The 20203-nt window shown below is 70.8% G+C and carries 17 protein-coding genes; 5 read left to right on the top strand and 12 right to left on the bottom strand.

Annotation, left to right across the window (positions count from 1 at the left end):
* Positions 1-29: 29 nt before the first annotated feature.
* Complete coding sequence (locus ACIOEW_RS05825; protein WP_401961655.1) at positions 30-3800, bottom strand: S8 family serine peptidase; 3771 nt, start codon at positions 3798-3800, stop codon at positions 30-32.
* A 211-nt stretch (positions 3801-4011) separates the two neighbouring features.
* Here ACIOEW_RS05825 and ACIOEW_RS05820 point away from each other — a divergent pair, with 211 nt between their 5' ends.
* The 3 genes from ACIOEW_RS05820 (at position 4012) to ACIOEW_RS05810 (ending at position 8146) form a co-directional block, all read left to right on the top strand.
* Positions 4012-5001, top strand: a complete 990-nt coding sequence (locus tag ACIOEW_RS05820; RefSeq protein WP_362553967.1) for a helix-turn-helix domain-containing protein — start codon at positions 4012-4014, stop codon at positions 4999-5001.
* Between the two features lie 104 nt (positions 5002-5105).
* Complete coding sequence (locus ACIOEW_RS05815; RefSeq protein ID WP_362553970.1) at positions 5106-5588, top strand: DUF456 domain-containing protein; 483 nt, start codon at positions 5106-5108, stop codon at positions 5586-5588.
* 164 nt (positions 5589-5752) lie between these two features.
* Positions 5753-8146 (top strand): glycosyl hydrolase family 95 catalytic domain-containing protein, encoded by a 2394-nt coding sequence (locus ACIOEW_RS05810; protein WP_401961651.1) that lies wholly within the window; start codon positions 5753-5755, stop codon positions 8144-8146.
* Between the two features lie 5 nt (positions 8147-8151).
* Here the strand turns inward: ACIOEW_RS05810 and ACIOEW_RS05805 are convergent, their stop codons facing one another.
* Positions 8152-9519, bottom strand: coding sequence for a DNA-3-methyladenine glycosylase 2 family protein (locus ACIOEW_RS05805; protein ID WP_401962938.1), 1368 nt, complete (start codon positions 9517-9519; stop codon positions 8152-8154).
* 71 nt (positions 9520-9590) lie between these two features.
* Entirely contained in the window at positions 9591-10775 is a 1185-nt protein-coding gene (rsgA, locus tag ACIOEW_RS05800; RefSeq protein WP_401961648.1) for a ribosome small subunit-dependent GTPase A, read from the bottom strand.
* 371 nt (positions 10776-11146) lie between these two features.
* Here rsgA and ACIOEW_RS05795 point away from each other — a divergent pair, with 371 nt between their 5' ends.
* Positions 11147-11647, top strand: coding sequence for a DUF5949 family protein (locus ACIOEW_RS05795; protein ID WP_401961646.1), 501 nt, complete (start codon positions 11147-11149; stop codon positions 11645-11647).
* Between the two features lie 128 nt (positions 11648-11775).
* On the opposite strand, the gene ACIOEW_RS05790 is transcribed toward ACIOEW_RS05795, so the two are convergent.
* The 6 genes from ACIOEW_RS05790 to ACIOEW_RS05765 form a co-directional block, all read right to left on the bottom strand.
* Entirely contained in the window at positions 11776-12186 is a 411-nt protein-coding gene (locus tag ACIOEW_RS05790; protein ID WP_401961643.1) for a rodlin, read from the bottom strand.
* A gap of 119 nt (positions 12187-12305) precedes the next feature.
* Entirely contained in the window at positions 12306-12509 is a 204-nt protein-coding gene (locus ACIOEW_RS05785; RefSeq protein WP_401961641.1) for a hypothetical protein, read from the bottom strand.
* Positions 12510-12728: 219 nt separating this feature from the next.
* The gene (locus tag ACIOEW_RS05780) at positions 12729-13139 is read right to left on the bottom strand and encodes a rodlin (RefSeq protein WP_401961639.1); all 411 of its coding nucleotides are present in this window, start codon (positions 13137-13139) and stop codon (positions 12729-12731) included.
* A gap of 187 nt (positions 13140-13326) precedes the next feature.
* Entirely contained in the window at positions 13327-13617 is a 291-nt protein-coding gene (locus ACIOEW_RS05775; protein WP_401961637.1) for a hypothetical protein, read from the bottom strand.
* A gap of 444 nt (positions 13618-14061) precedes the next feature.
* Positions 14062-14295, bottom strand: coding sequence for a chaplin (locus tag ACIOEW_RS05770; RefSeq protein ID WP_401961634.1), 234 nt, complete (start codon positions 14293-14295; stop codon positions 14062-14064).
* Between the two features lie 285 nt (positions 14296-14580).
* Complete coding sequence (locus tag ACIOEW_RS05765) at positions 14581-14982, bottom strand: rodlin (protein ID WP_362553991.1); 402 nt, start codon at positions 14980-14982, stop codon at positions 14581-14583.
* Positions 14983-15342: 360 nt separating this feature from the next.
* On the opposite strand from ACIOEW_RS05765, the gene ACIOEW_RS05760 reads away from it, so the two are divergent.
* Positions 15343-16203, top strand: a complete 861-nt coding sequence (locus ACIOEW_RS05760; protein ID WP_401961631.1) for a chaplin family protein — start codon at positions 15343-15345, stop codon at positions 16201-16203.
* An 89-nt stretch (positions 16204-16292) separates the two neighbouring features.
* On the opposite strand, the gene ACIOEW_RS05755 is transcribed toward ACIOEW_RS05760, so the two are convergent.
* Genes ACIOEW_RS05755 through ACIOEW_RS05745 form a run of 3 tightly spaced genes read right to left on the bottom strand, consistent with a single transcriptional unit; the run spans position 16293 to position 20202 of the window.
* Positions 16293-17228: a dihydrodipicolinate synthase family protein gene (locus ACIOEW_RS05755; RefSeq protein WP_362553994.1), complete on the bottom strand. Its 936-nt coding sequence runs from the start codon at positions 17226-17228 to the stop codon at positions 16293-16295.
* Positions 17225-18232 carry an oligopeptide/dipeptide ABC transporter ATP-binding protein gene (locus ACIOEW_RS05750; protein WP_401961628.1) on the bottom strand — a complete coding sequence of 336 codons (1008 nt, stop codon included), beginning with the start codon at positions 18230-18232 and terminating at the stop codon, positions 17225-17227. The genes ACIOEW_RS05755 and ACIOEW_RS05750 overlap by 4 nt, the downstream gene beginning before the upstream one ends.
* Positions 18229-20202, bottom strand: coding sequence for a dipeptide/oligopeptide/nickel ABC transporter permease/ATP-binding protein (locus ACIOEW_RS05745; RefSeq protein WP_401961626.1), 1974 nt, complete (start codon positions 20200-20202; stop codon positions 18229-18231). The genes ACIOEW_RS05750 and ACIOEW_RS05745 overlap by 4 nt, the downstream gene beginning before the upstream one ends.
* Position 20203: the final 1 nt, after the last annotated feature.

The following is a 20203-nucleotide window of genomic DNA, read 5'->3' as shown; positions in this document are numbered from 1 at the left end:
CCCGGCGGACCGGTCGGGGTGACGCGACGTCAGCGCACGGCGTAGGCGTCGGTCACGGTCTGGACGACGGAGTTGTTGTTGGCGTCCGTCAGTTCGGTGCGCAGCGTGACCGGCTTGCCGGCCGCGTCCGCGTGGTTCACGGTCGCGGTCCAACGGCCGCCCTGCAGTGCGGTGGTGGCCTCGGTCCAGGTCTCGCCGCCGTCGTACGAGTACGAGACCTTGGCCGCCGTGAGCTTGCCGGGCGTGTAGCCGGCGTGGCCCGAGACGCTCAGGCCGATCCGCTGACCGTCCTTCGCCGCCAGGGTCTTCATGCCGTCCGAGGGCAGGTCGTAGCCCGGGAAGAGCAGCGGGATGCCCTGCGAGTAGGCGTTCTCGTCCCGGTGCGAACGGAACTTCCAGGTGGTCTGGGTCATGGTGGACCGCTTCCACACCGCCGCGGGCTGGCCCGACTTCATGGTCATCATGCTGAGCTCGTACGCGGCGTCCTCGGCCGGGACGGTGAACACCCCGGACGGCCACCCGGATTCACCGAGCACCGTGCCGCCACTGCTGAGCCGCATGTTGCCCATGTCTCCGAAGGAGCCCTGGAGGCCGCTGTGTTCGCTGTCGCTCCAGAACCCCGGGGCGACGCCGATCAGATTGTCCTGGCGTTCGGCGGCGAGCTGTTCCCTGCCCTGGCTGTCGCGGGGCGCGGATGGGACGAGGATGCCCCCGTACCAGTGCTCGGTGCGGTGCGAACCGGCCTGGTAGGTGCGCACCTGGTCGAACATGGACTCACCCCAGGGGAAGCTGGAGGAGAGGTAGCGCTGCCAGGAGTTGTCGCCCGCCGAGTAGTACTCGGTGCGCTTCCCGGGTGCGGCGACGCTGTCGAATGCGCCGACGCCGAACGTGGCACCGTAGGGGCGGGCGACGAGCTGCGAGTCGACGTAGTCGGCCTTGACGCCCATGGACTCGTACGCGGTCTCGACCGTGCCGAGCGTCCTGTCCTTGACCTTGTACGTGCGGTCCGAGGTGACGGTGCCCGTCTCGGGGAAGGCCAGGTTGTAGACGAACGGGCTGGCCGCGGTGGCCTTCCAGCTCAGCTTCACCGGTCCGGCGGCCAGCGCGGCGGAAAGGTCGGCCGCCTCGTCCGCCTGGATCCCGAGCGCGGGCAGCGGCGCCGCACCGTATCCGACGGACGGCTTCCACGGACCCGCGGACGGGCGGTGCACGAGGATCGCCACGGCGCCGGCGGCCTTGGCGTTGCGCGCCTGGGTGGCTACGAGACCGTCGTCCGTGACAGCGACGAGTGCGATCTTGCCCGAGACGTCAGCGGCCTTCAGCTCGTCGGGGGTACCGGTGCCGGCGTCGACGAGTGCGGCCTGGCCGGTTCCGTCGAGGTTGACCGAACCGGTGGACGCGGGCGTGGGGTGCAGGGTGGCGCCTCCGACGACCGCGAGCTTCTCGACCTGCGGGGCGTAGGCACGCCAGAAGCTGTCGAACTCGAAGTCGCCGTCACGGGCCTTGCCCTGGATGTCGACCAGGTAGTCCTTGATGACGGCGCCGCCGGCGATGGAGCCGGAGTGCAGCCAGACGTCGTCCCACTTGCGGCCGAAGGCGAGCGTGGCGCTGCGGGTCTCGGTGGTCCGGTCCTCGGTCTTCACCTTGATCCGGTGCGCCTTGCGGGCGTCCAGCACCAGGACGGTGTCCTTGGTGACGTTCAGCTGGGGCCGGGCGAGATAGCCGACCGACTTGGCGAGGGTTCCGGTGGTGTCCTCGGGGTCAGCCGAGACGATGAAGCTGGAGACGAAGTAGGCGCCGGGGCGCACCTCGTACACCTGGTCGGTCGAGCCGTAGTTGAAGCGGCGCTCGCCGGTGGCGGTGTCGGTGCCGATGACATCGAGCGAGGACGAGCCTGCGGCGGCCTTGCCGTTGCGGTCGATCAGCTTGACGCGCAGGGTGACGGTCTCGGCCCCGACGTACAGCGAGAACGGGGTGGAGACCTTGACGCCGCCGGTGGCGGTGGCCAGCACCCGGCCGGTGACGTCGCCGTACTGGCTGTCCTGGAGCTTCGCGGTCGGGTCGAGCTTCAGCGGGACCTCGACCGTCGCTCCGGCGGGCACGGTGACGCTCTTCGCACCGAGTGCGGCTACGGAGGAGCGGACGGCCGAACCGTCGTTGCCCGTGACGCCCTGGAGGGTGAGCGAGAGCTTCACCGGCTTGTCACCCGTGTTCGTGTACGGGATCTGCACGGTGGTGCGGTCGGTCTTGTCCTGCGGCCAGTTGAAGGTGCCGCCCTGCACGGCGGGTGCGCCGGTGAGCGTGGTGTCGATGGCGGCCTTGACGTCGAGCCGGCCGCCGCCGGTCTCGCGTACGTCACCGGGGATGTCGCTCTTCGCGGACGACACGAGGGCCGCCTTGACCTGCTGGGCCGTCCAGTCGGGGTGGCGTTCCTTGACGATGGCGGCGGCGCCCGCGACGTGCGGGGTGGCCATCGACGTACCGGACATCGACTGGTAGGCGTAGACGCCGCGGCCACCTGCGGCGGCGGCGGAGATGTTGACGCCAGGGGCGGCGATCTCGGGCTTGAGGGTGTGCGAGACGATCGCGGGCCCACGGCTGGAGAACTGCGCGGTGGAGTCGTCGCGGTCGACCGCGCCGACCGTCAGCACGCTGGGCGCGCATCCGGGCGAGGAGACCGTGTTGAGCGTCGGCCCCGAGTTGCCGGCCGCGATGACGAACAGAGTGTCCTTGCTCTTGCCGAGTTCCTCGGCGGCCAGGCTCATCGGGTCGGTGCAGTCGGTGGGGGTCTGGCTGCCCAGGCTCATGGAGACGACGTCGGCCTTCTGGTCGACGGCCCACTGCATGCCCGCGATGATCCAGGAGGAGTCGCCGGAGCCGCTGTCGTTGAGCACCTTGCCGACGAGCAGATCGGCGCCGGGGGCGACGCCCTTCTTCTTCCCGTCGCTGGCCGCGCCGCTGCCGCCCACGGTGGAGAGGGTGTGGGTGCCGTGGCCCTGGCGGTCGTCGGTGGTGTCGGAGTCGGTGAAGTTCTTCGACTCGGTGATCCGGCCCTTGAGGTCCGGGTGTTCGGCGTCGGCGCCGGTGTCCAGGACGGCGACCTTGGTGCCCTTGCCGTCGTAGCCGGCGGCCCAGGCGAGGTCGGCGCCGATCTGCTTGGTGGAGCGGTCGAGGCTGGCCTCGACCTTGCGGTCCAGCCAGAGCTTCTTCAGCCCGGTGGCGGAGCGGGCCCGGCCGGTGCCGGTGACGTCCGACCAGAATGCGGCGGTCTGCTCCTTGTCGGCCTTGAGCGCCACACCGTCGATGGACGGAAGAGCGAGACCGCGCTCGGCGCCGCGCGGGGTGGCGGGCGCGCTGCGTGCGGTGTCCTTGGAGTAGGTCGCGATCAGCGGTACGGAGTCCGCGTGCGCGTCGTCGTACCCCTGGCGTATCAGTCCGGTGACGTTGAAGAGCTCCTCGTCGACGGCGCCGTCGGCGAGCGCCTTCACCGCGGTGTCCGGGTAGACGTACAGGTCGTCGCCCGAGCGGCGGGTCTGTACGAGGGGCACCGTGCCGTCCTCGCGGGGCAGCGCGGTGGCCGAGGCGTTGCCCGAACCGTCGGTGCTCACCAGCACCTTGTCGCCGGTGACCAGGGTGACAGTGACCGGTTTGTTTGCTTTGGCGGTGGCAGCCGCGCTGCCGGTCAGTGGTCTCTTCGTGGCCGCGTCGCCCTGTGGCGCTGCCACGGACGGTGCGATCACCGTGACGGCGAGGACGGCGGCGGTGGCCGCCCCCAGTGCCGTACGCGATATCGGACGCATCGCTCTCCCCAAGTGAAACCGGAACGAAAAGGCGCAAAGGCCCGTGTTCCGGAGGTTGTTGGTGCTGCGGTGGCGCCACATTGGCAGAGTGGCGGGCGGTACAGCGATGATGTGCCACGGCGGGTTTACGCCGTGGCCGCTTTCCGCCACGGCTGGTCGGCCGAGCAGTAGGCATCGACAGGGAAGCAATGCGGTCGGGAGGGGTCCGGGAATGCTGGGAGCCATAGGTCTCGACGAGACTCAGGAGTCGGCCTATCGCGCGCTCGTGGCGGTCGGAGCTGCGGAGGTGTCCGATCTCGCGCACCGGCTCGCACTGCCCGAACGGGACACCGAGCGGGCGCTGCGGCGGCTGGAGCAGCACGGGCTGGCCGCCCAGTCGTCGGCCCGTACGGGGCGCTGGGTGGCGGCGCCGCCCGGGGTCGCGCTGGGGGCGCTGCTGACCCAGCAGCGCCACGAGCTGGAGCAGGCGGAGCTGGCGGCGGTACTGCTGGCCGAGGAGTACCGGGTGGACGCCGCCGAGCCCGCCGTGCACGATCTGGTCGAGGTGGTCACCGGGGCGAGCGCCGTGGCCCACCGTTTCCATCAGCTGCAGCTGGGGGCCACGAGTGAGGTGTGCGCCCTGGTCACCGGGAACCCGATCGCGGTCAGCGGGCTCGACAACGAGTCGGAGGAGCAGGCAGCCACCCGCGGGGTGTCGTTCCGGGTGGTGGTCGAGCGCGAGGTGCTGAGCCTGCCGTCGGGAATCCTGGAGCTGTCGGCGGCGCTGAGCCGCAACGAGCAGTGCCGCGTCGTGGACCGGGTTCCGACGAAGCTGGTCGTCGCGGACGGGGCGATGGCGATGGTGCCGCTCACCGGTCGCGGCGCGGAGCCCGCGGCGCTGGTGGTGCACGGATCGGGGCTGCTGGAGTCGCTGACGGGGCTCTTCGAGGCGGTGTGGCGCGAAGCGATGCCACTGCGGCTCGCCGAGAGCGGCCGGGTCGACGAGGACACCACGGGCCCCGATCCGACGGATCTGGAGATCCTGTCGCTGCTGCTGGCAGGGCTGACCGATGCCAGTGTGGCGAAACAGCTGGACCTGGGGCTGCGGACGGTGCAGCGCCGGGTCAAGGGCCTGATGGAACTCACCGGGGTGTCGACCCGGCTCCAGCTGGGCTGGCATGCGTACGAGCGGGGCTGGGTCGCCCGCGGACCGCGCCCCTGAGCGGGCCGCTGTCCCCGCCGTTGCGCCTCTGAGCTGCACCGACGGGCCCGGGGGACGGAGACCGACGACGGGCGGGACCGGCCGGATTCCGGCAGGCTGGTCAGATGAGTGTGTGGCAGCTCGTCGCCGTCGGCCTGGTCATGCTGCTCGGCCTGATCGGCGTGCTGGTGCCCGGCGTACCGGGACAGGCGATCGTCTGGGCGGCCGTGCTGTGGTGGGCGCTGACGGACATGACGCCGGCCGCCTGGGGCGTCCTCATCGGGGCCACGGCGCTGCTGCTGCTGAACCAGGCACTGAAACCGCTCCTGCCGCCGCGCCGCCCCCGCGAGTCCGGGGCGCCGCGGCGGACGCTGATGCTCGGCGGGATCGGCGCGATCACCGGATTCTTCGTGATCCCCGTGGTCGGCGCGATCGCCGGGTACGTGGGCGTGATCTACGGGGCGGAGCGGCTGCGGCTGGGCAGCCGCGCGGCGGGCTGGGCGTCGGTCCGCTCGGTGATGCGGGCGACCGGCTACTCCGTACTCGTCGAGCTGTTCGCGTGCCTGCTGGTGGTGGGAGCGTGGCTGGGCGCGGTGATCTGGGGCTGACGCCCTCCACGGCCGTCACGTAGGCGAAGGCTGATCACATGGAGAGAAACACATCGGATCTCTCGCGCCCTATTGACGGACAGAAAGCTCAAGTCTACGTTCCGTGAGGACATAGCTCGGATGAATTGACACGCCTGCCTGCGTACGAATCGCCAGGAGATTCCTTGCCCACAGCACCGGACCACGCCTCCTCCCCCCACACCGATTCCTCGCCCGCCCCCTCCCGGTCCACCCCCTCCCGCAGAAGCGTTCTCGCCACCGGCACAGCGCTCGGCGGAGCCCTCGTGGTGGGCGGCGCCGCCGTCCCCGCCCAGGCCGCAGCCCCGTCGGCCGCCGCAGCCGCCCCCGTCGTGGTGCACTCCCCCGCGGACAGCTGGAACACCGTCCTCGACGACGCCGACCTGCGCTGGCAGAGGATGCCGAAGACCTGGTACGAGGGCCCGTACCTGGGCAACGGCCGTCTCGGCTCCGGTATCTACGCGGAGCCCGGCGCCGAGACCACGGCGATCCGCTTCAACGTCCAGCACTCCGAGGTCCAGGACCACCGGCCCGAGTTCGGTTCGCTCTTCGGCCTGGCGCGGCTCCCGATCGGCCACTTCACCCTGGAGCCGGCCGGCACCATCACGGGCGTCGACTGGCGGATGCGGCTGCACACCGCCGAGTTGCAGGGCACCGTCACCACCTCGGCCGGCACCCTCACGCTCCGCGCCCTCGTGCAGTCAACCGGTGACGTGCTGGCCGTCGAGGTGACCCCGAGCGCCGGCGAGAAGGACTTCCGCTGGGTCTTCCACCCGGCCGAGGCGATCAGTCCCCGGGCCGCCTTCAAGCCGCTGCCGGAGGGCTACACGGGCAACCCCCCGGCCGTCGTCGAGGAGCACGGCGGGACGACCGCGGCCGTGCAGTCACTGCTCGCGGGCGGAGCGCACGTCACCGCCTGGCGCGAGCGGACACGCGGCGCCGCCCGCACCCTGTACGTGACCGTCACGCACTCCCACCCCGGGAACACCGCCCGCGCACGCGCGCTGCGTACGGTCACGGCCGCCTCCGCCCTTCCGTACCCCCTGCTTGCCGCCCCGCACCGCGCCTGGTGGGACCGCTTCTACCGCAGGAGCTTCCTGTCGCTGCCCGATGCCCGGCTGCAGCGCTTCTACTGGATCCAGCTCTACAAAACGGCGTCGGCCGCGCGCAAGGACGCCCCCGTGATGGCCACCTCGGGCCCCTGGCTGGAGCCCACACCGTGGCCCAACACCTGGTGGAACCTCAACGTCCAGCTGGAGTACTGGCTGATCCACGGCTCCAACCACCTGGAGCTCGACGCCGTCACCCGGGCCCTGAGCGAATTCCGCGAGCAGCTCTCCCGCGAGGTCGCCGCCCCCTACCGGGCCGACTCCGCCGGCATCCCCCGCACCACCGACCCGCAGCTGGTCAACGGTGCCGCGGTCGCCGACGGCGGCTACGGCGTCGGCATTCCCGGCCAGGACCCGCCCACCCCCGAGGTCGGCAACCTGACCTGGGCCCTGCACAACGTCTGGCTCTCCTACCGCCACACGATGGACCGGTCCGTCCTGCGCGACACCCTCTTCCCGCTGCTGCGCAAGGCCGTCAACTACTACCTGCACTTCCTCACCCCGGGCGCCGACGGCAAGCTGCACCTCCCGGCGACCTTCTCCCCCGAGTACGGCGTCAACGCCCCCGACTGCAACTACGACCTGATGCTGCTGCGCTGGGGCTGCCGCACCCTGCTCGAATCGGCCCGCGAACTGGACGTCGACGACCCGCTGACCGCCCGCTGGCAGGAGGTGCTGGCCAGGCTCGCCCCGTACCCGGCCGACGAGAACGGCTACATGATCGGCGCCGGGGTGCCGTTCGCGAAGTCCCACCGCCACTACTCGCACATGCTCGCCGTCTACCCGCTGTACGAGGTCACCGGCGCGACCGACGCCGAACGCGCCCTGATCGAGAAGTCCCTCGCCCACTGGGTCGGCTTCGAGGGCGCGCTGCAGGGCTACACCTTCACCGGTGCCGCCTCCATGTCTGCACTGCTCGGCAAGGGCGAGGACGCGCTCGCTTACCTGGGCCAGCTGATGAGCCGGTTCATCCAGGCCAACACCATGTACAAGGAGTCCGGCCCCGTCATCGAGACCCCGCTGTCGGCCGCCCAGTCGCTCCACGACATGGTCTGCCAGTCCTGGGGCGACACCATCAGGGTCTTCCCCGCCCTGCCCGCCGCCTGGCAGGACCTGACCGTCCACGACTTCCGCACCCAGGGCGCCTTCCTGCTCAGCGCCGTGCGGGAGGGCGGCCGGACGCGCTGGGTGCGGCTGACGAGCGAGGCGGGCGCGCCCTGCGTCGTACGGCACGGCATCGAGGGCGCCATCGAGGTCCGGGACCGGCACGGACGCCCCCTGGCCCACGAGGAGCAGGACGGCGGTGCGGTACGCATCCGGCTCCGCAAGGGCGAATCGGCGCTGATCACCGCAGCCGGCGACCGCCCGGATCTGACCGTCCGCCCGGTCGCGGCGAACGGACCCGCACCGAGCTGGGGCCTGCCGGCCTGACCCCGTTACGCGGGCACCCGGTCCATGGCCTCCGCACGGCGTACGCCGTAGGAGCGCCATGGCCGCCACCGCTCCGCGCCGGGTGTCCCGTACGGGTCCACATCGGGGTCGCCCAGGCCGCGCATCCGGATCAGCGCCGCGGTGGCCGGACCGATGCCCGGCAGCCGCAGCAGCGCCTGCTCGGCCTCGTCCCGGTCGGCGCCCGCGTCGAGCCGCACCTCACCGTCGGCGAGAGCCGCGGTGAGCGCCCGCAGAGCGGGGTCGGACACCGCGCCGGCCAGGACACCCGGTTCGGGAAACACATGGGTGAGCCCGCTGCAGGGCACGTCCAGGACCTTCCCGTACGTCTCGACCAGCTCCCCGGCGGCCGCCGGTCCCAGCAGCGCCCGTACGGCGAACTCCTCGGGGTCCGACGTACCGGGCGAGCGCACCCCCGGGCGTGCGGCGACCTGCGCCGCGAGCAGCGGATCGGCGCCGAGCAGGTCGTCCACGGCGTACGGATCGGCGTCCAGGTCGAAGAGGCGGCGCAGCCGCTGCACCGCGGTCGTCAGATCGCGCAGGTCCGAGAGGTGGATGCGGGCCTCCAGCCAGTTGCCGGCCGACCGCTCGTCCACGGCGGCGATGCCCGTACCGTGCGGCAGACGCAGGGTGCGGCGGTAGGTCCGGGCCCCGGTCTCCCCGCTGACCTCCTCGATCCGGGCGATCGTCTCGGCGGCGAGCAGGTCGAAGACCTCACGGGCCGCGTACGGCCCCCGGTGCGCGAGCCGGAGGGGAACGCCGGTGGTGCGCGCCTCCCGGACCGCGGCACCGAGCCCGGTGCCGGCCTCGGTCCGCAGCGCGCTCGGGGTACGGGCGTAGATCTGCCGGACGGTGTCGTTGAACTGGCGCACGCTGGCGAACCCGGCCGCGAAGGCGATCTCGGTGACAGGCAGCGCGGTGGTCTGGAGCAGGAGCCGTGCGGTGTGCGCGCGCTGGGCGCGGGCCAGCGCGACGGGCCCGGCGCCCAGCTCGGCGTTGAGCTGCCGCTGGACCTGCCGCGAGCTGTAGCCGAGCCGGTGGGCGAGACCGGGGACGCCCTCCCGGTCCACCACACCGTCGCCGATCATCCGCATGGCGCGCCCGACCACATCGGCCCGGACGTTCCAGTCCGCGGAGCCGGGGACGGCGTCCGGGCGGCAGCGTCTGCACGCCCGGAAGCCGTTGCCCTGGGCAGCGGCCGCGGTCGGGTAGAAGCGGACGTTCTTCCGCTTCGGGGTGACGGCGGGGCAGCTCGGCCGGCAGTAGATGCCGGTCGTCTCGACGGCGAAGAAGAACTCCCCGTCGAAACGCGCGTCGCGGCTGCTCACCGCCTCGTACCTGGTCTCTTCGTCCATCACACCGTCCAGTGTGCGCCTTCACGCACCGCCGGACTCGCGGTTTTCGGACGTCGACCCAGAGGCTCCGGCTACCGCACCCGGCCGCGCTTCGCCTCCATGGCGGCCCGGCCCTCGGCCCCCTTGCGCTTCCAGTCGCGCCGGATCTCCGAGCGGACCCGGGCGTCGGTCTTGGCGACGATGCGCTGGTTCTCGCGCAGCAGCTTGCGGTAGCTGTCGAAGCGTCGCTCGGGCAGCGATCCGTCCTCGATCGCCGCGAGTACCGCGCAGCCCGGTTCGGCCTCGTGCGCGCAGTCGTGGAACCGGCACTGCCCGGCCAGCTCCTCGATCTCGGAGAAGACCTGGCCCACCCCGGTCTCCGCGTCCCACAGACCGACCCCGCGCAGCCCCGGAGTGTCGATGAGGACCCCGCCGGAGGGCAGCACGAGGAGATTGCGGGTCGTGGTGGTGTGCCGGCCCTTGCCGTCCATGTCGCGGGTGGCCTGCACCTCCATTTCGTCGTGCCCGAGGAGGGTGTTGGCGAGGGTGGACTTGCCCGCGCCCGAGGCCCCGAGGAGCACGCTCGTTCCGCCGGAGACGATGGCGGCGAACACGTCGACGCCCTCGCCGCTGGCGGAGCTGACCGGCAGCACCTGCACCCCGGGCGCGAGCCGTTCGACGTCCTCGACGAGGTGGGCGAGGGTGGCGGGCTCCGGCACCAGGTCGGCCTTGGTCAGGACGACGAGGGTCTCGGCGGACCCGTCGCCGTCCGCCGCCCCGTCGCGGAGCAGCGCGTCACCGCCGGTGCTGGACATGGCCAGGGCGAGGAAGCGCTCCACCCGCCCCAGGTCGAGTTCGACCGCCAGGGAGACACAGATGGCGATGTGGTCGACGTTGGTGGCGAGCACCTGACCCTCGGAGCGCTTGGACGAGGTGGAGCGGACGAAGGCCGTGCGGCGCGGCAGCAGCGTACGGACGAACTGCGGGTCACCGTCGGGGTCGACGGCGGCCCAGTCGCCCGTGCAGACGATCCGCATCGGGTCACGGGGTACGACGAACGCGGTGTCCACACGGACCGTGCCGTGCGGGGTGACGACGTCGCACTGCCCGCGGTCGACCCGCACCACGCGTCCCGGCAGCAGCCCCTGTTCGGCGTACGGCGCGAACTCGGCGGCCCAGCCGTCGTCCCAGCCGTAGGCGGCCAGGGGGTGCGACGACGAGGAGCCCTGAAGAGTGAAGGAAAGGGAAGAAGGAGAAGAGGAGGACGGGAAAGACAAGGGAAACCCTTCACAGGGTGGCCCCGGCAGTGCGCACTGAGGCGCGGAGGTGATTGAGGTCGGTCAGCCGGCGGCCACGGGGGTGGGAACGATGCACTTCGGCTTGTGGGCAGCGCCCACCGCAACGACAGTCATCAATGTCCTCACCTCCGGGTTCACGCACGGTCCGGCACCAACGGTCTTCTCCGCCGTCCGTAACGCTGCACACGATAGCCCGCGGCGGCCCGGCGGCGTCAACAGATTAATCACGGGCCTCCGTTCCGGCCGGAACGGAGGCGGTTCCGGTGCCGTGGCCGGAATATCACCTACTCTCCCTCGATCGGGTGATACGCATGGAGATCGACCGGTCGCTGACGGTTAGGGTGCCGGACATGACCTCCCCCCAGACAGCCACCGGCACGTTCACCCAGGCCCAGTTGGGCACGCTCACCCTGATCGGCTGGAGCGGCGAGCACCCCCACGGCGGCCACGACGTCGCTTTCCTGCTCGCCTATTCGCTGGGCGACGGCTCGGAAGGGCCAGCCGTCGGCGAAGCTGCCATGCGCATCGCCCTGGGTCGCTGCGGACTCCCGGCCGGCGGCGCCCCGGTGCGCGCCGTCGAGACGCCGGGCCTCCCGGTCAAGCTCCTCGTCCAGGCGGGCCAGGCCGTACTGACGCTGCCTCACTTCACCGCCCAGTACCCCGTACCGCCCCAGTGGCTGGCGGCCGCCGACAAACAGGGCGAGGTGCACGCGATGTTCGCCACCCGCCCCTGGCCGCAGGGCGCCCCGGGGCTTCCGGTGGGCGAGGAGGAGCTGCGCCTCTTCGCGGGCGACCCGGAGGTCATCGCGAGCTCCGCCCACTGTGTCCTTCCGGTACGCAGCCTGGGCTGACCGTCCCCCGGCACGCACGATGCCCACCGCTCCACGGGGAGCGGTGGGCATCTCTGCGCTCAGGCGCCTCGGCCACGCACCGCGGGCGGCCCGATACGTTCCGGGCCGCCCGCGATGTGTGCCCGGACTCAGTTGTTGGCGATGCCGTTCCCGGAGAGGACCGGGATGCCGTTCACCAGGTGCGAGAGGGCCTCGTCGCCCTTGGCCTGGGTGGAGTTGTCGGCGCACTGCTGGTTCTGGGGCGAGTGCAGGACGTTGATGTCCTGGACCGCCACAGGCACGAAGAATCCCACGAGCGCACCCACGTTGGCCTTGACCGGCGCTCCGACGCAGAGCTTGTTCAGCGAGCCCTGGACGAGCTGGACCTGCGGGCTGCCGTCGCCCCGGGTCACACTGTTGCCGAACGAGCCCTTGGCACCGTTGCCGTTGACCGACGTGGTGCCCTCTTCGTTACCGATCGCCATGGCCGAGGGGGCCACAGCGGCCGAGAGGCCGACCAGAGAAACGGCCACTGCCGCGCCGGCCATCATCTTCTTCATCACGCTTCACCTTTCGGAGCGTTCCGTTCTGGAACGTACTGCTCAACCTCTTACGGAGGCTTCGGTTCCGCGGTTCCACTCAAATGGGTTCGATCCGCCACAAATTTGACGCCTCGACGTCAGCCGCGTGATCCCTCGCCGGAGACGCGCGCCCCGGGAACGAGGCCGGCCGCGTCGGGCGGTCCGGTCTCGGCACCACCCGGCGGAGCCCCGTCACCGCGGGCCGCCGCCTGCCACTCGGCGAGGAGACGGTCGTAGATCGGTGTGCTGTCCTGCGGGTGCCGGTGCGGGTCCCGCCGTCGTTGACTGTCGCGCTGGTCCATGCATGGCCCTTACCCGGTACGGCGGGAAGCCTTCGCCGCCACTACGGCAACCGGCCCAGCGGACCCGTCCTTTCGGGGAAGCGTCCGGCCGCCACGGCAAACGACGTGGGGCCGACACGTCCGGGCGGCCGGAAATCCGGCTGCCACGAGGACGGGTCGGCCCCACGCGTGATCCAGGAACTGCGGGCGCCTCAGAAGCTGCGGGCGCTTCGGGAACGCCTAGTCGTTGGCGACGCCGTTGCCGGACAGGATCGGGATGCCGGACAGGATGTGCGACAGAGCCTCGTCACCCTTGGCCTGGGTGGAGTTCTCGGTGCACTGCTGGTTCTGCGGGGAGGACAGGACGTTGATGTCCTGGACCGAGACCGGGATGGCACCGAGGAGCGAACCGACGTTGGCCTTGGCCGGCAGGGCGATGCAGGGCTTGTTGAGCGAGCCCTGGATGAGCGCGAACTGCGGGCTCCAGTCACCATGGGTGGCGGAGTTGCCGTACGACTGCGCGGCACCGTTGCCGTTGACCGACGTGGTGCCTCCTTCGTTACCGATCGCCATGGCCTGCGGCGCGATCGCGGCGGAGACGCCGACGATGGAAGCAGCGACGGCCGCCGAGGCCATAATCTTCTTGATCATGAAATAGCCCTTCTGGGGTTTTCTGTTGCCCGCCTGTCCGGAGCTACCTGATCAACTCGTGGTGGCGGGAATGGTTGCGGCGCTTCACTCGAACGGTATTTCCGCCATCCGTACGGTTACGAATTGCGTGGCACCGGAGAAATGCGCGTACCTCGGAGAGAGGCGGGAACCGCTGACGGGGAGCGGGTCAGCTGCCGATCGGAAGGCCGCCCATGAGCGGGGCGGCACCCTTTGCCGCACCGGTGGCCTGGCCGGCGACCTTGGTGACGGTGCCGTCCTTCTGCAGCGCGTCGGCGGCACCGCCGACGGTGTCGACGACCGGGTCGACGGCCTGTGGGGCCGCGGCCACCACCTGGTTGACACCGCCGTCGAGGCTGAAGCTGGGGGCCGTGGCATTGGTAACGGCGAAGGCGGGAGCAGCCGTTCCGAGAGCAACCACGGAACCTGCAACGAACGCAGCTGTCTTCGCGTACTTCACTTTCGGGTTCCCTTCTGCAGCGGCATCCGTTTCGGTCGCGTTCCCGCGCCGCACCAGCCTTCTTTAGCTGTGACTTCTGCCGCTTTCTCTCCCTGCATAACGATCCGATTGCGGCGGGGCAACTGTACCCCTCACCTTTTCTCGAAACCGGTTTCCCATGACTTCGGAAGATTGCATGACTAATCACTGATTCGAGTACGGCGCGGGACACCGGACATGATTCGGTGGTCCACTGTCGGTACTCCGTCCCGCGCGCCCGCCCCGGATGTCTGCCCCCAGCCGCCGGCGCACCGCGCCCCGGGCCGGTGGAATGTCTTCGGCCGTTCCGCCGCATCGAGGAGGGCTGCGAACTCCCGGGACGGAACGCAGAAAAGAGGAAAGCCCCGGATCGCATGGAATGCGATCCGGGGCAGACCGGTGCCGAACAGACTCGGCAAGCGTAAATCAGCGGTTGGCGCAGAAGTTGCCGAAGGCCGGGTTCAGCAGACCGATGACGTTCACGGTGTTGCCGCAGACGTTGACCGGAATGTTGATCGGAGCCTGGATGACGTTGCCGGACAGCACGCCCGGGGAGTGCACGGCCGCACCCTCGGCGCCGGAGTCGGCGAAGGCCGGGGCAGCGGCACCCATTGCCATGAGGGTTCCGGCGGCGACGGCGGCAATCTTGTTGTACTTCACTTTCGATCCTTTCTTCGACGGAGTCCGGAGCGGCCACGACTCTCGTGCCGCACGAGCGCGGTCCTGATCACTCGTAACTCCGCCGCTGTAATTCGTAACGATGCAGGGCGGCAAGCGAAACTCTCCGTCGTGGAGATTCTTCGAAATCCGCCCGAATGACGCAGCTTTCCGGACACTCGCTGTCACACGGTCGTCCGGCCTTCTCGGAGCGCCCCGAGGAGGGCAGCAGCAGGCCCGGGCCGCCGGACGGGAAACGTCGACGGCCCGGGCCTGTTGACAGCTGGATCAGCTGTTGCCGGCACCGTTGCCGGAGAGGACCGGGATGCCGGACAGGATGTGCGACAGCGGCTCGTCACCCTTGGCCTGGGTGGAGTTCTCGGTGCACTGCTGGTTCTGCGGGGAGGACAGGACGTTGACGTCCTGGACCGCGATCGGGATGAACCCGATCAGCGAACCGACGTTGGCCTTGGCCGGCAGGCCGATGCAGGGCTTGTTCAGCGAGCCCTGGACCAGGCCGAACTGCGGGCTGCCGTCGCCGCGCGTCTCGGCGTTGCCGAACGACTGCGAGGCACCGTTGCCGTTGACGGAGGTCGTGCCGCCGGCGTCGCCGATGGCCATCGCCTGCGTCGCTCCGAGACCGAGGATGGAGGCGGCGACAGCACCCGTAGCCAGGACCTTCTTGATCACGATGAACCCTTCTCGTACTGGATGCCCCGTACCGGAGCGCACTGACCAACTGACCTCCGGGCGTTTGGTTATCGCCATTCACCCGAATGCCGGGACCGCACGGACATCCGTACGAAAGAGGCTGAACGGCTCGGAACGGAGACATCGGGCGAACGCACATCCGTAACCCGTCCGGGTGATCACAGGATTCTCACTGGATTCACGTTTCCCCGTCACTTCGCCATCGTTATGGGTGTCGTCAAGCGCGCCCGCCGGGACGCCCACCCAGCAGAACTGGCAGGCCCGACGGTTGCTGCACCGCCTGATGAATGAATTGCGGGTCAATACCGCCCGCGCGAAATGTCCCAGGAAAGGGCACCCATGCGAAAAGCCTTGAGTAAAAGTGTGCTCGTCATGGCGGCGGCGTCAGGCATTCTGACCGCCTCCGGCGGCTACGCATTCGCCGACGCCTCGGCCGACGGCGCCGCCATCGGTTCGCCCGGTGTGGGTTCGGGCAACGCCGTGCAGGTTCCGGTGCACATCCCGGTCAACCTGTGCGGGAACACGGTCAACGTGATCGGTGCACTGAACCCCGCCTTCGGCAACGAGTGCGAGAACGAGGGCGGCGGCTCCGAAGCCGGCGACGCCCAGGGCGCCGACGCCCACGGTGTCGCCGCCAACTCCCCCGGCGTATTGTCGGGCAACCTGATCCAGGCTCCGGTCGACATCCCGGTCAATGTCTGCGGAAACACGGTCGACGTGGTGGGTGCACTCAACCCCGCCTTCGGCAACGAGTGCGAGAACGAGTCGGGTCGTGGCGACACCCCGACGCATCCGGCACACCCCAAGCCCCCGAAGCCGCACAAGCCGCCGACGCACCACCACGACCACGACTGCGCCTGCCAGCCGGGCCACCACCACAACCCGCCGAAGCCCCCGAAGCCGCACAAGCCCCCGACGCACCACCACGACCACAACTGCCCTCCCAGCCACCACCACAACCCGCCCACCCACAACCCGCCGACGCACAACCCGCCCACGCACAACCCGCCGACCCACACCTGGCACCCGCACAACCCGCCGACCCACACCTGGCACCACACGCCGCCCAAGCACCACAAGCCGCCGCAGATGGCGCACACCGGTGCCAATGACAACCTGGGCATCGCGGGTGGCGCCAGCGCCGCCCTCGTGCTCGGTGGCGGCCTGCTGATGCGTCGCAGCCGCGCCTCGCAGAAGTGATGTAGCCCCGCACACGAAAAGGTCCGGCCGGACAGCACGAAGCTGTCCGGCCGGACCTTTTCACGTCCGGGTGTCCGCTCCCGCGGCCGTCAGGCCAGGGAGAGTCCCGCGCGCTCGAGGCATTCGGCGATCGTCGCCGTCTCCGCGGCGTCCAGCCGGCGCATCGGCGGGCTCATCACGTTGGTGGCGATGATCCCGCGCAGCATCAGCGCGGTCTTGAAGGCGCCGAGTCCGGCCGCCGTGGCGGACGCGGTGCCGGGACGGGCGGCGCGGATGATGTCGAAGAGCGCGACGAGACGGTCCTGTTCGTCCTTCGCCGCCGCCCAGTCGCCGCGGACCGCCGCGTGGTGAAGGCGTACGTACCCGTGGGGGTCGACGTTGCCGAGCCCAGGGACCGAGCCGTCGGCGCCGCCGAGCATCATCGCGTCGACGACCAGCTCATGACCGGTGAGGACGGAGAAGTCCGGCAGCTCGCGGGCGCCGATGACGAGCCGGCGGAACGATCCGTCGTCGCCGCTGGAGTCCTTCACCCCGGCCAGCACCCCGTCGGCCGCCAGCGGCAGCAGCAGTTCCGGGTCCAGCTTGCTGTGCACGCAGACCGGCACGTCGTACGCCAGGAGCGGCAGGTCGACGGCAGCGGCCACGTCCCTGAAGTGCCGGTCGATCTCCAGGTCGTGGGTGCGGGTGTAGAACGGCGCGGTGACGACGACCGCGTCCGCACCGAGTTCGGCGGCGCGGCGGCCGCGCTCGATCGCCCGGTTGGTGGTGGTCTCGATCGCGCCGACGAGGACCGGCACCTGGCCTGCGGCCGCCGACGTGATGACCTCGATGACCTCGTCCTGCTGTCCGGGCGTCAGATAGGCGGTCTCGCCGGAGCTGCCGAGGGCGAAGAGCCCGCTGACACCGCCGTCGAGGAGATGCCCCACGACCCGCTCCAAGGAGGGGCGGTCGAGCTCGCCGTCCGCGGTGAGCGGGGTGACGACGGGCGGGATCACTCCCGAATAGCGGGGGGTTCGGGCGGTCATGCGGTGCTCCTTGCGGACGGTACGGGGGTCGGGTCCCCGGAGGGGGACGCGGGGGTCTGGGGATGGACGCAGTGCCAGCGGTGTTCGCCGGACCCGAAGGTCTCCGCCGGGAAGACCGAGGAGCACTCGTCGTCGGCCTTCCAGCAGCGGGTGCTGAACGGACAGCCGGGAGGTGGGTTGGTGGCCGAGGGCACCGGACCGGTGAGCACGATGCGCTCGGTGGTCTCCAGCAGGCTGGGGGTCGCGGAGAGCAGTGCCTCGGTGTACGGGTGCGAGGGGGCGCCCGCGACGTCCGCCGCACGCCCCTCCTCCACGATGCGGCCGAGGTAGAGGACGGCGATGCGGTCGGCGAGGTAGCGCACGGTCTGGATGTCGTGCGAGATGAACACCATGCCGAGGCCGAGGCGTTCACGCAGGTCGACGAGGAGGTTGAGGACCTGGGCGCGGACGGAGACGTCGAGTGCGGAGGTCGGTTCGTCGGCGACGATCAGCTCCGGTTCGAGGGCCAGGGCCCGCGCGATGGCGACGCGCTGGCGCTGGCCGCCGGAGAGCTGCCCGGGCAGTGCCGCCAGGGTGTGTCCGGGGAGGCCGACCAGGTCGAGGAGTTCCTCGACGCGGGCCTCGCGCTCCTCGCGGGTGCCGCGGCGGTGCACGTCGAGCGGGTCGCGAAGGATCTGGCGGACCGTGAGCCGGGGGTTGAGCGCGGTGGACGGGTCCTGGAAGACGACGCCGACGGCTGAGCCGAAGTCCTTGCGCCGCTCGGCGCCCGTCATCTCCCACAGGTCGCGCCCGTGGAAGAGGACCTCGCCCTCGGTGGGCTTCTGCAGCCCGGTCAGCACCCGGGCGAGCGTCGACTTGCCGCAGCCGGACTCGCCGACCAGGCCGACGATCTCGCCGCGCTCGACCTCCAGCGTGGCGTCGGTCAGCGCGTGGACGGCGTCGCGGCTGAAGAGGCCTCCGCTGCGTGCCTTGTGGCGTACGTGAACGCCGTTGAGCCTGATCACAGGGCGCTCCCTTCCAGCTTCTTCGCGGCGGCCTCGGCCGGGTGGTGGCAGGCGAAGCCGTGGTCCTTCGTGGCGCCGCGCCCGGTGAGTGCGGGGGTGGTGGTGCGGCAGAGGTCGGTCGCCGCGCCGCAGCGGCCGGCGAAGCGGCATCCCGCTCCGAAGCCCTGGGGTGCGGGGACGACGCCGCGGATCTGGTGGAGCCGCTCGGCGCCGGCCTCCAGGGAGACGACGGAGCCGAGGAGACCGCGGCTGTAGTGGTGGGCGGGGTCGGTGAGGACCGACCGGGTGTCGCCGACCTCGGCGAGCCGTCCCGCGTACATCACGGCGACCCGGTGGGAGAGGTCGCCGACCAGGGCGAGGTCGTGCGAGACCAGCACCATGGCGAAGCCGAGCTCGTCGCGGAGCCGGATGAGGAGTTCGACGACCTGGGCCTGGACGGTGACGTCGAGGGCGGTGGTCGGCTCGTCCGCGATCAGGAGGCGTGGGCTCCGGGACAGGGCCATGGCGATGAGTACGCGCTGGCGCTGGCCGCCGGAGAGCTCGTGCGGGTAGCTGCGCAGGGTGCGCTCGGGCGAGAGGCCGACGAGCTCCAGGAGCTCGTCGGGGGTCTTCGTGGCGCCTCGCGAAGTCAGCTGCTTGAGCTGGGTGCCGACGAGCACGGAGGGGTTGAGGGAGGAGAGCGCGTCCTGGTAGACCATCGCGATCTCGGGGCCCATCAGGGCACGGCGTTCCTTGTGCGGGAGCTTCAGCAGGTCCCGGCCGCGGTAGAGGATCTCGCCGCTGACTTCGGCGTTGCGGGCGAGGAGACCCATGACGGCGAGGCTGGTGATGGACTTGCCGCAGCCGGACTCGCCGACCAGGCCGAGGGTCTCGCCCTCGTGGACGGTGAAGTTCAGCTTGTCGACGACGGGGATCTCGCCGTAGCGGTCCGGGAAGCGGATCGCCAGGTCGCGGACGACGAGGAGCTCGTCGGCGTCCGCGCGGACCGGGGTGATGGTGGGCTCGGTGGCATTGATGTGCCGGGCGAGCTTGGTGAGGGCCGCGTCGATGTCGACGGTGGCGGCGGCCTCGACCGGGTCCGGCGCGGTGGTCGCCGTGGGGTCGGCGGCCGCGCGGGCGCTCTTGGGCGCGGCGGAGGCGTCGGTGAGGCCTTCGGAGAGGATGTTGAGCGCGAGGACCGTGATCAGGAGGGCGAGGCCGGGGAAGAAGGTGGCCCACCAGCCGCCCGCCAGGAGGATCTGCCGGCCGTAGGCGAGCACGCTGCCCCAGCTGGGGTCGGGATCCTGCACACCGGCGCCGATGAAGGAGAGGCTGGCCTCGAAGATGATGGCCTCGGCGACCATGACGGTCGCGAAGACCATGACCGGGGCCATGCAGTTGACGGCGACGTGGCGGAGCACGATGTACGCGCGCCGGGCACCGATGACCTTCTCGGCGGCGACGTAGTCCTCGCCGTACTGGGAGAGGACGTTGGCGCGGACCACCCGGGCCAGCGACGGGGTGTACACGAAGGCGATCGTGAAGATGATCACCGGGATGCTGGTGCCGAACACGGCGACGAGGACGGCCGCGAGCGCGATCGGCGGGAACGACATGATGACGTCGAGGGTGCGCATGACGGACTCGTCGCCGAGCTTGCGCGAGGTGGCGGCGAGCGAGCCGAGCAGGGCGCCTGCGACCAGGGCGCAGGCGGTCGAGCCGAGGCCGATGATCAGCGAGTAGCGCGAGCCGTGCACGACGCGGGCGAACACGTCGCGTCCCGCCCGGTCGGTCCCGAACCAGTGGTCCCCGCTCGGGGCCTGGACGGGGGTGCCCGTGGTCAGGGGGTCCTGGGTGAGCAGGGGGGCGAGTACGGCACCGAGGATGACGACGATCAGGACGCCGAGGGCGACGCGGGAGGTTACCGGGAGGGCGCGGAAGGCGACGCCCGGTCGGGAGAGCTTCTTGGCCAGACGGCCCGTGGCGAACATG

Source organism: Streptomyces sp. NPDC087901 (assembly GCF_044742205.1).
Taxonomy (GTDB): domain Bacteria; phylum Actinomycetota; class Actinomycetes; order Streptomycetales; family Streptomycetaceae; genus Streptomyces.
The sequence above is the reverse complement of the archived record's forward strand: the minus strand, read 5'-3'. Positions and strand labels throughout refer to the sequence as shown.

Excerpts from the sequence above, each read along its gene's own strand:
- ACIOEW_RS05825 (WP_401961655.1), bottom strand. The coding sequence starts at position 3,800 with ATGCGTCCGATATCGCGTACGGCACTGGGGGCGGCCACCGCCGCCGTC.
- ACIOEW_RS05820 (WP_362553967.1), top strand. The coding sequence starts at position 4,012 with ATGCTGGGAGCCATAGGTCTCGACGAGACTCAGGAGTCGGCCTATCGC.
- ACIOEW_RS05815 (WP_362553970.1), top strand. The coding sequence starts at position 5,106 with ATGAGTGTGTGGCAGCTCGTCGCCGTCGGCCTGGTCATGCTGCTCGGC.
- ACIOEW_RS05805 (WP_401962938.1), bottom strand. The coding sequence starts at position 9,519 with ATGGACGAAGAGACCAGGTACGAGGCGGTGAGCAGCCGCGACGCGCGT.
- ACIOEW_RS05795 (WP_401961646.1), top strand. The coding sequence starts at position 11,147 with ATGACCTCCCCCCAGACAGCCACCGGCACGTTCACCCAGGCCCAGTTG.
- ACIOEW_RS05790 (WP_401961643.1), bottom strand. The coding sequence starts at position 12,186 with ATGAAGAAGATGATGGCCGGCGCGGCAGTGGCCGTTTCTCTGGTCGGC.
- ACIOEW_RS05785 (WP_401961641.1), bottom strand. The coding sequence starts at position 12,509 with ATGGACCAGCGCGACAGTCAACGACGGCGGGACCCGCACCGGCACCCG.
- ACIOEW_RS05780 (WP_401961639.1), bottom strand. The coding sequence starts at position 13,139 with ATGATCAAGAAGATTATGGCCTCGGCGGCCGTCGCTGCTTCCATCGTC.
- ACIOEW_RS05760 (WP_401961631.1), top strand. The coding sequence starts at position 15,343 with ATGCGAAAAGCCTTGAGTAAAAGTGTGCTCGTCATGGCGGCGGCGTCA.
- ACIOEW_RS05755 (WP_362553994.1), bottom strand. The coding sequence starts at position 17,228 with ATGACCGCCCGAACCCCCCGCTATTCGGGAGTGATCCCGCCCGTCGTC.
- ACIOEW_RS05745 (WP_401961626.1), bottom strand. The coding sequence starts at position 20,202 with ATGTTCGCCACGGGCCGTCTGGCCAAGAAGCTCTCCCGACCGGGCGTC.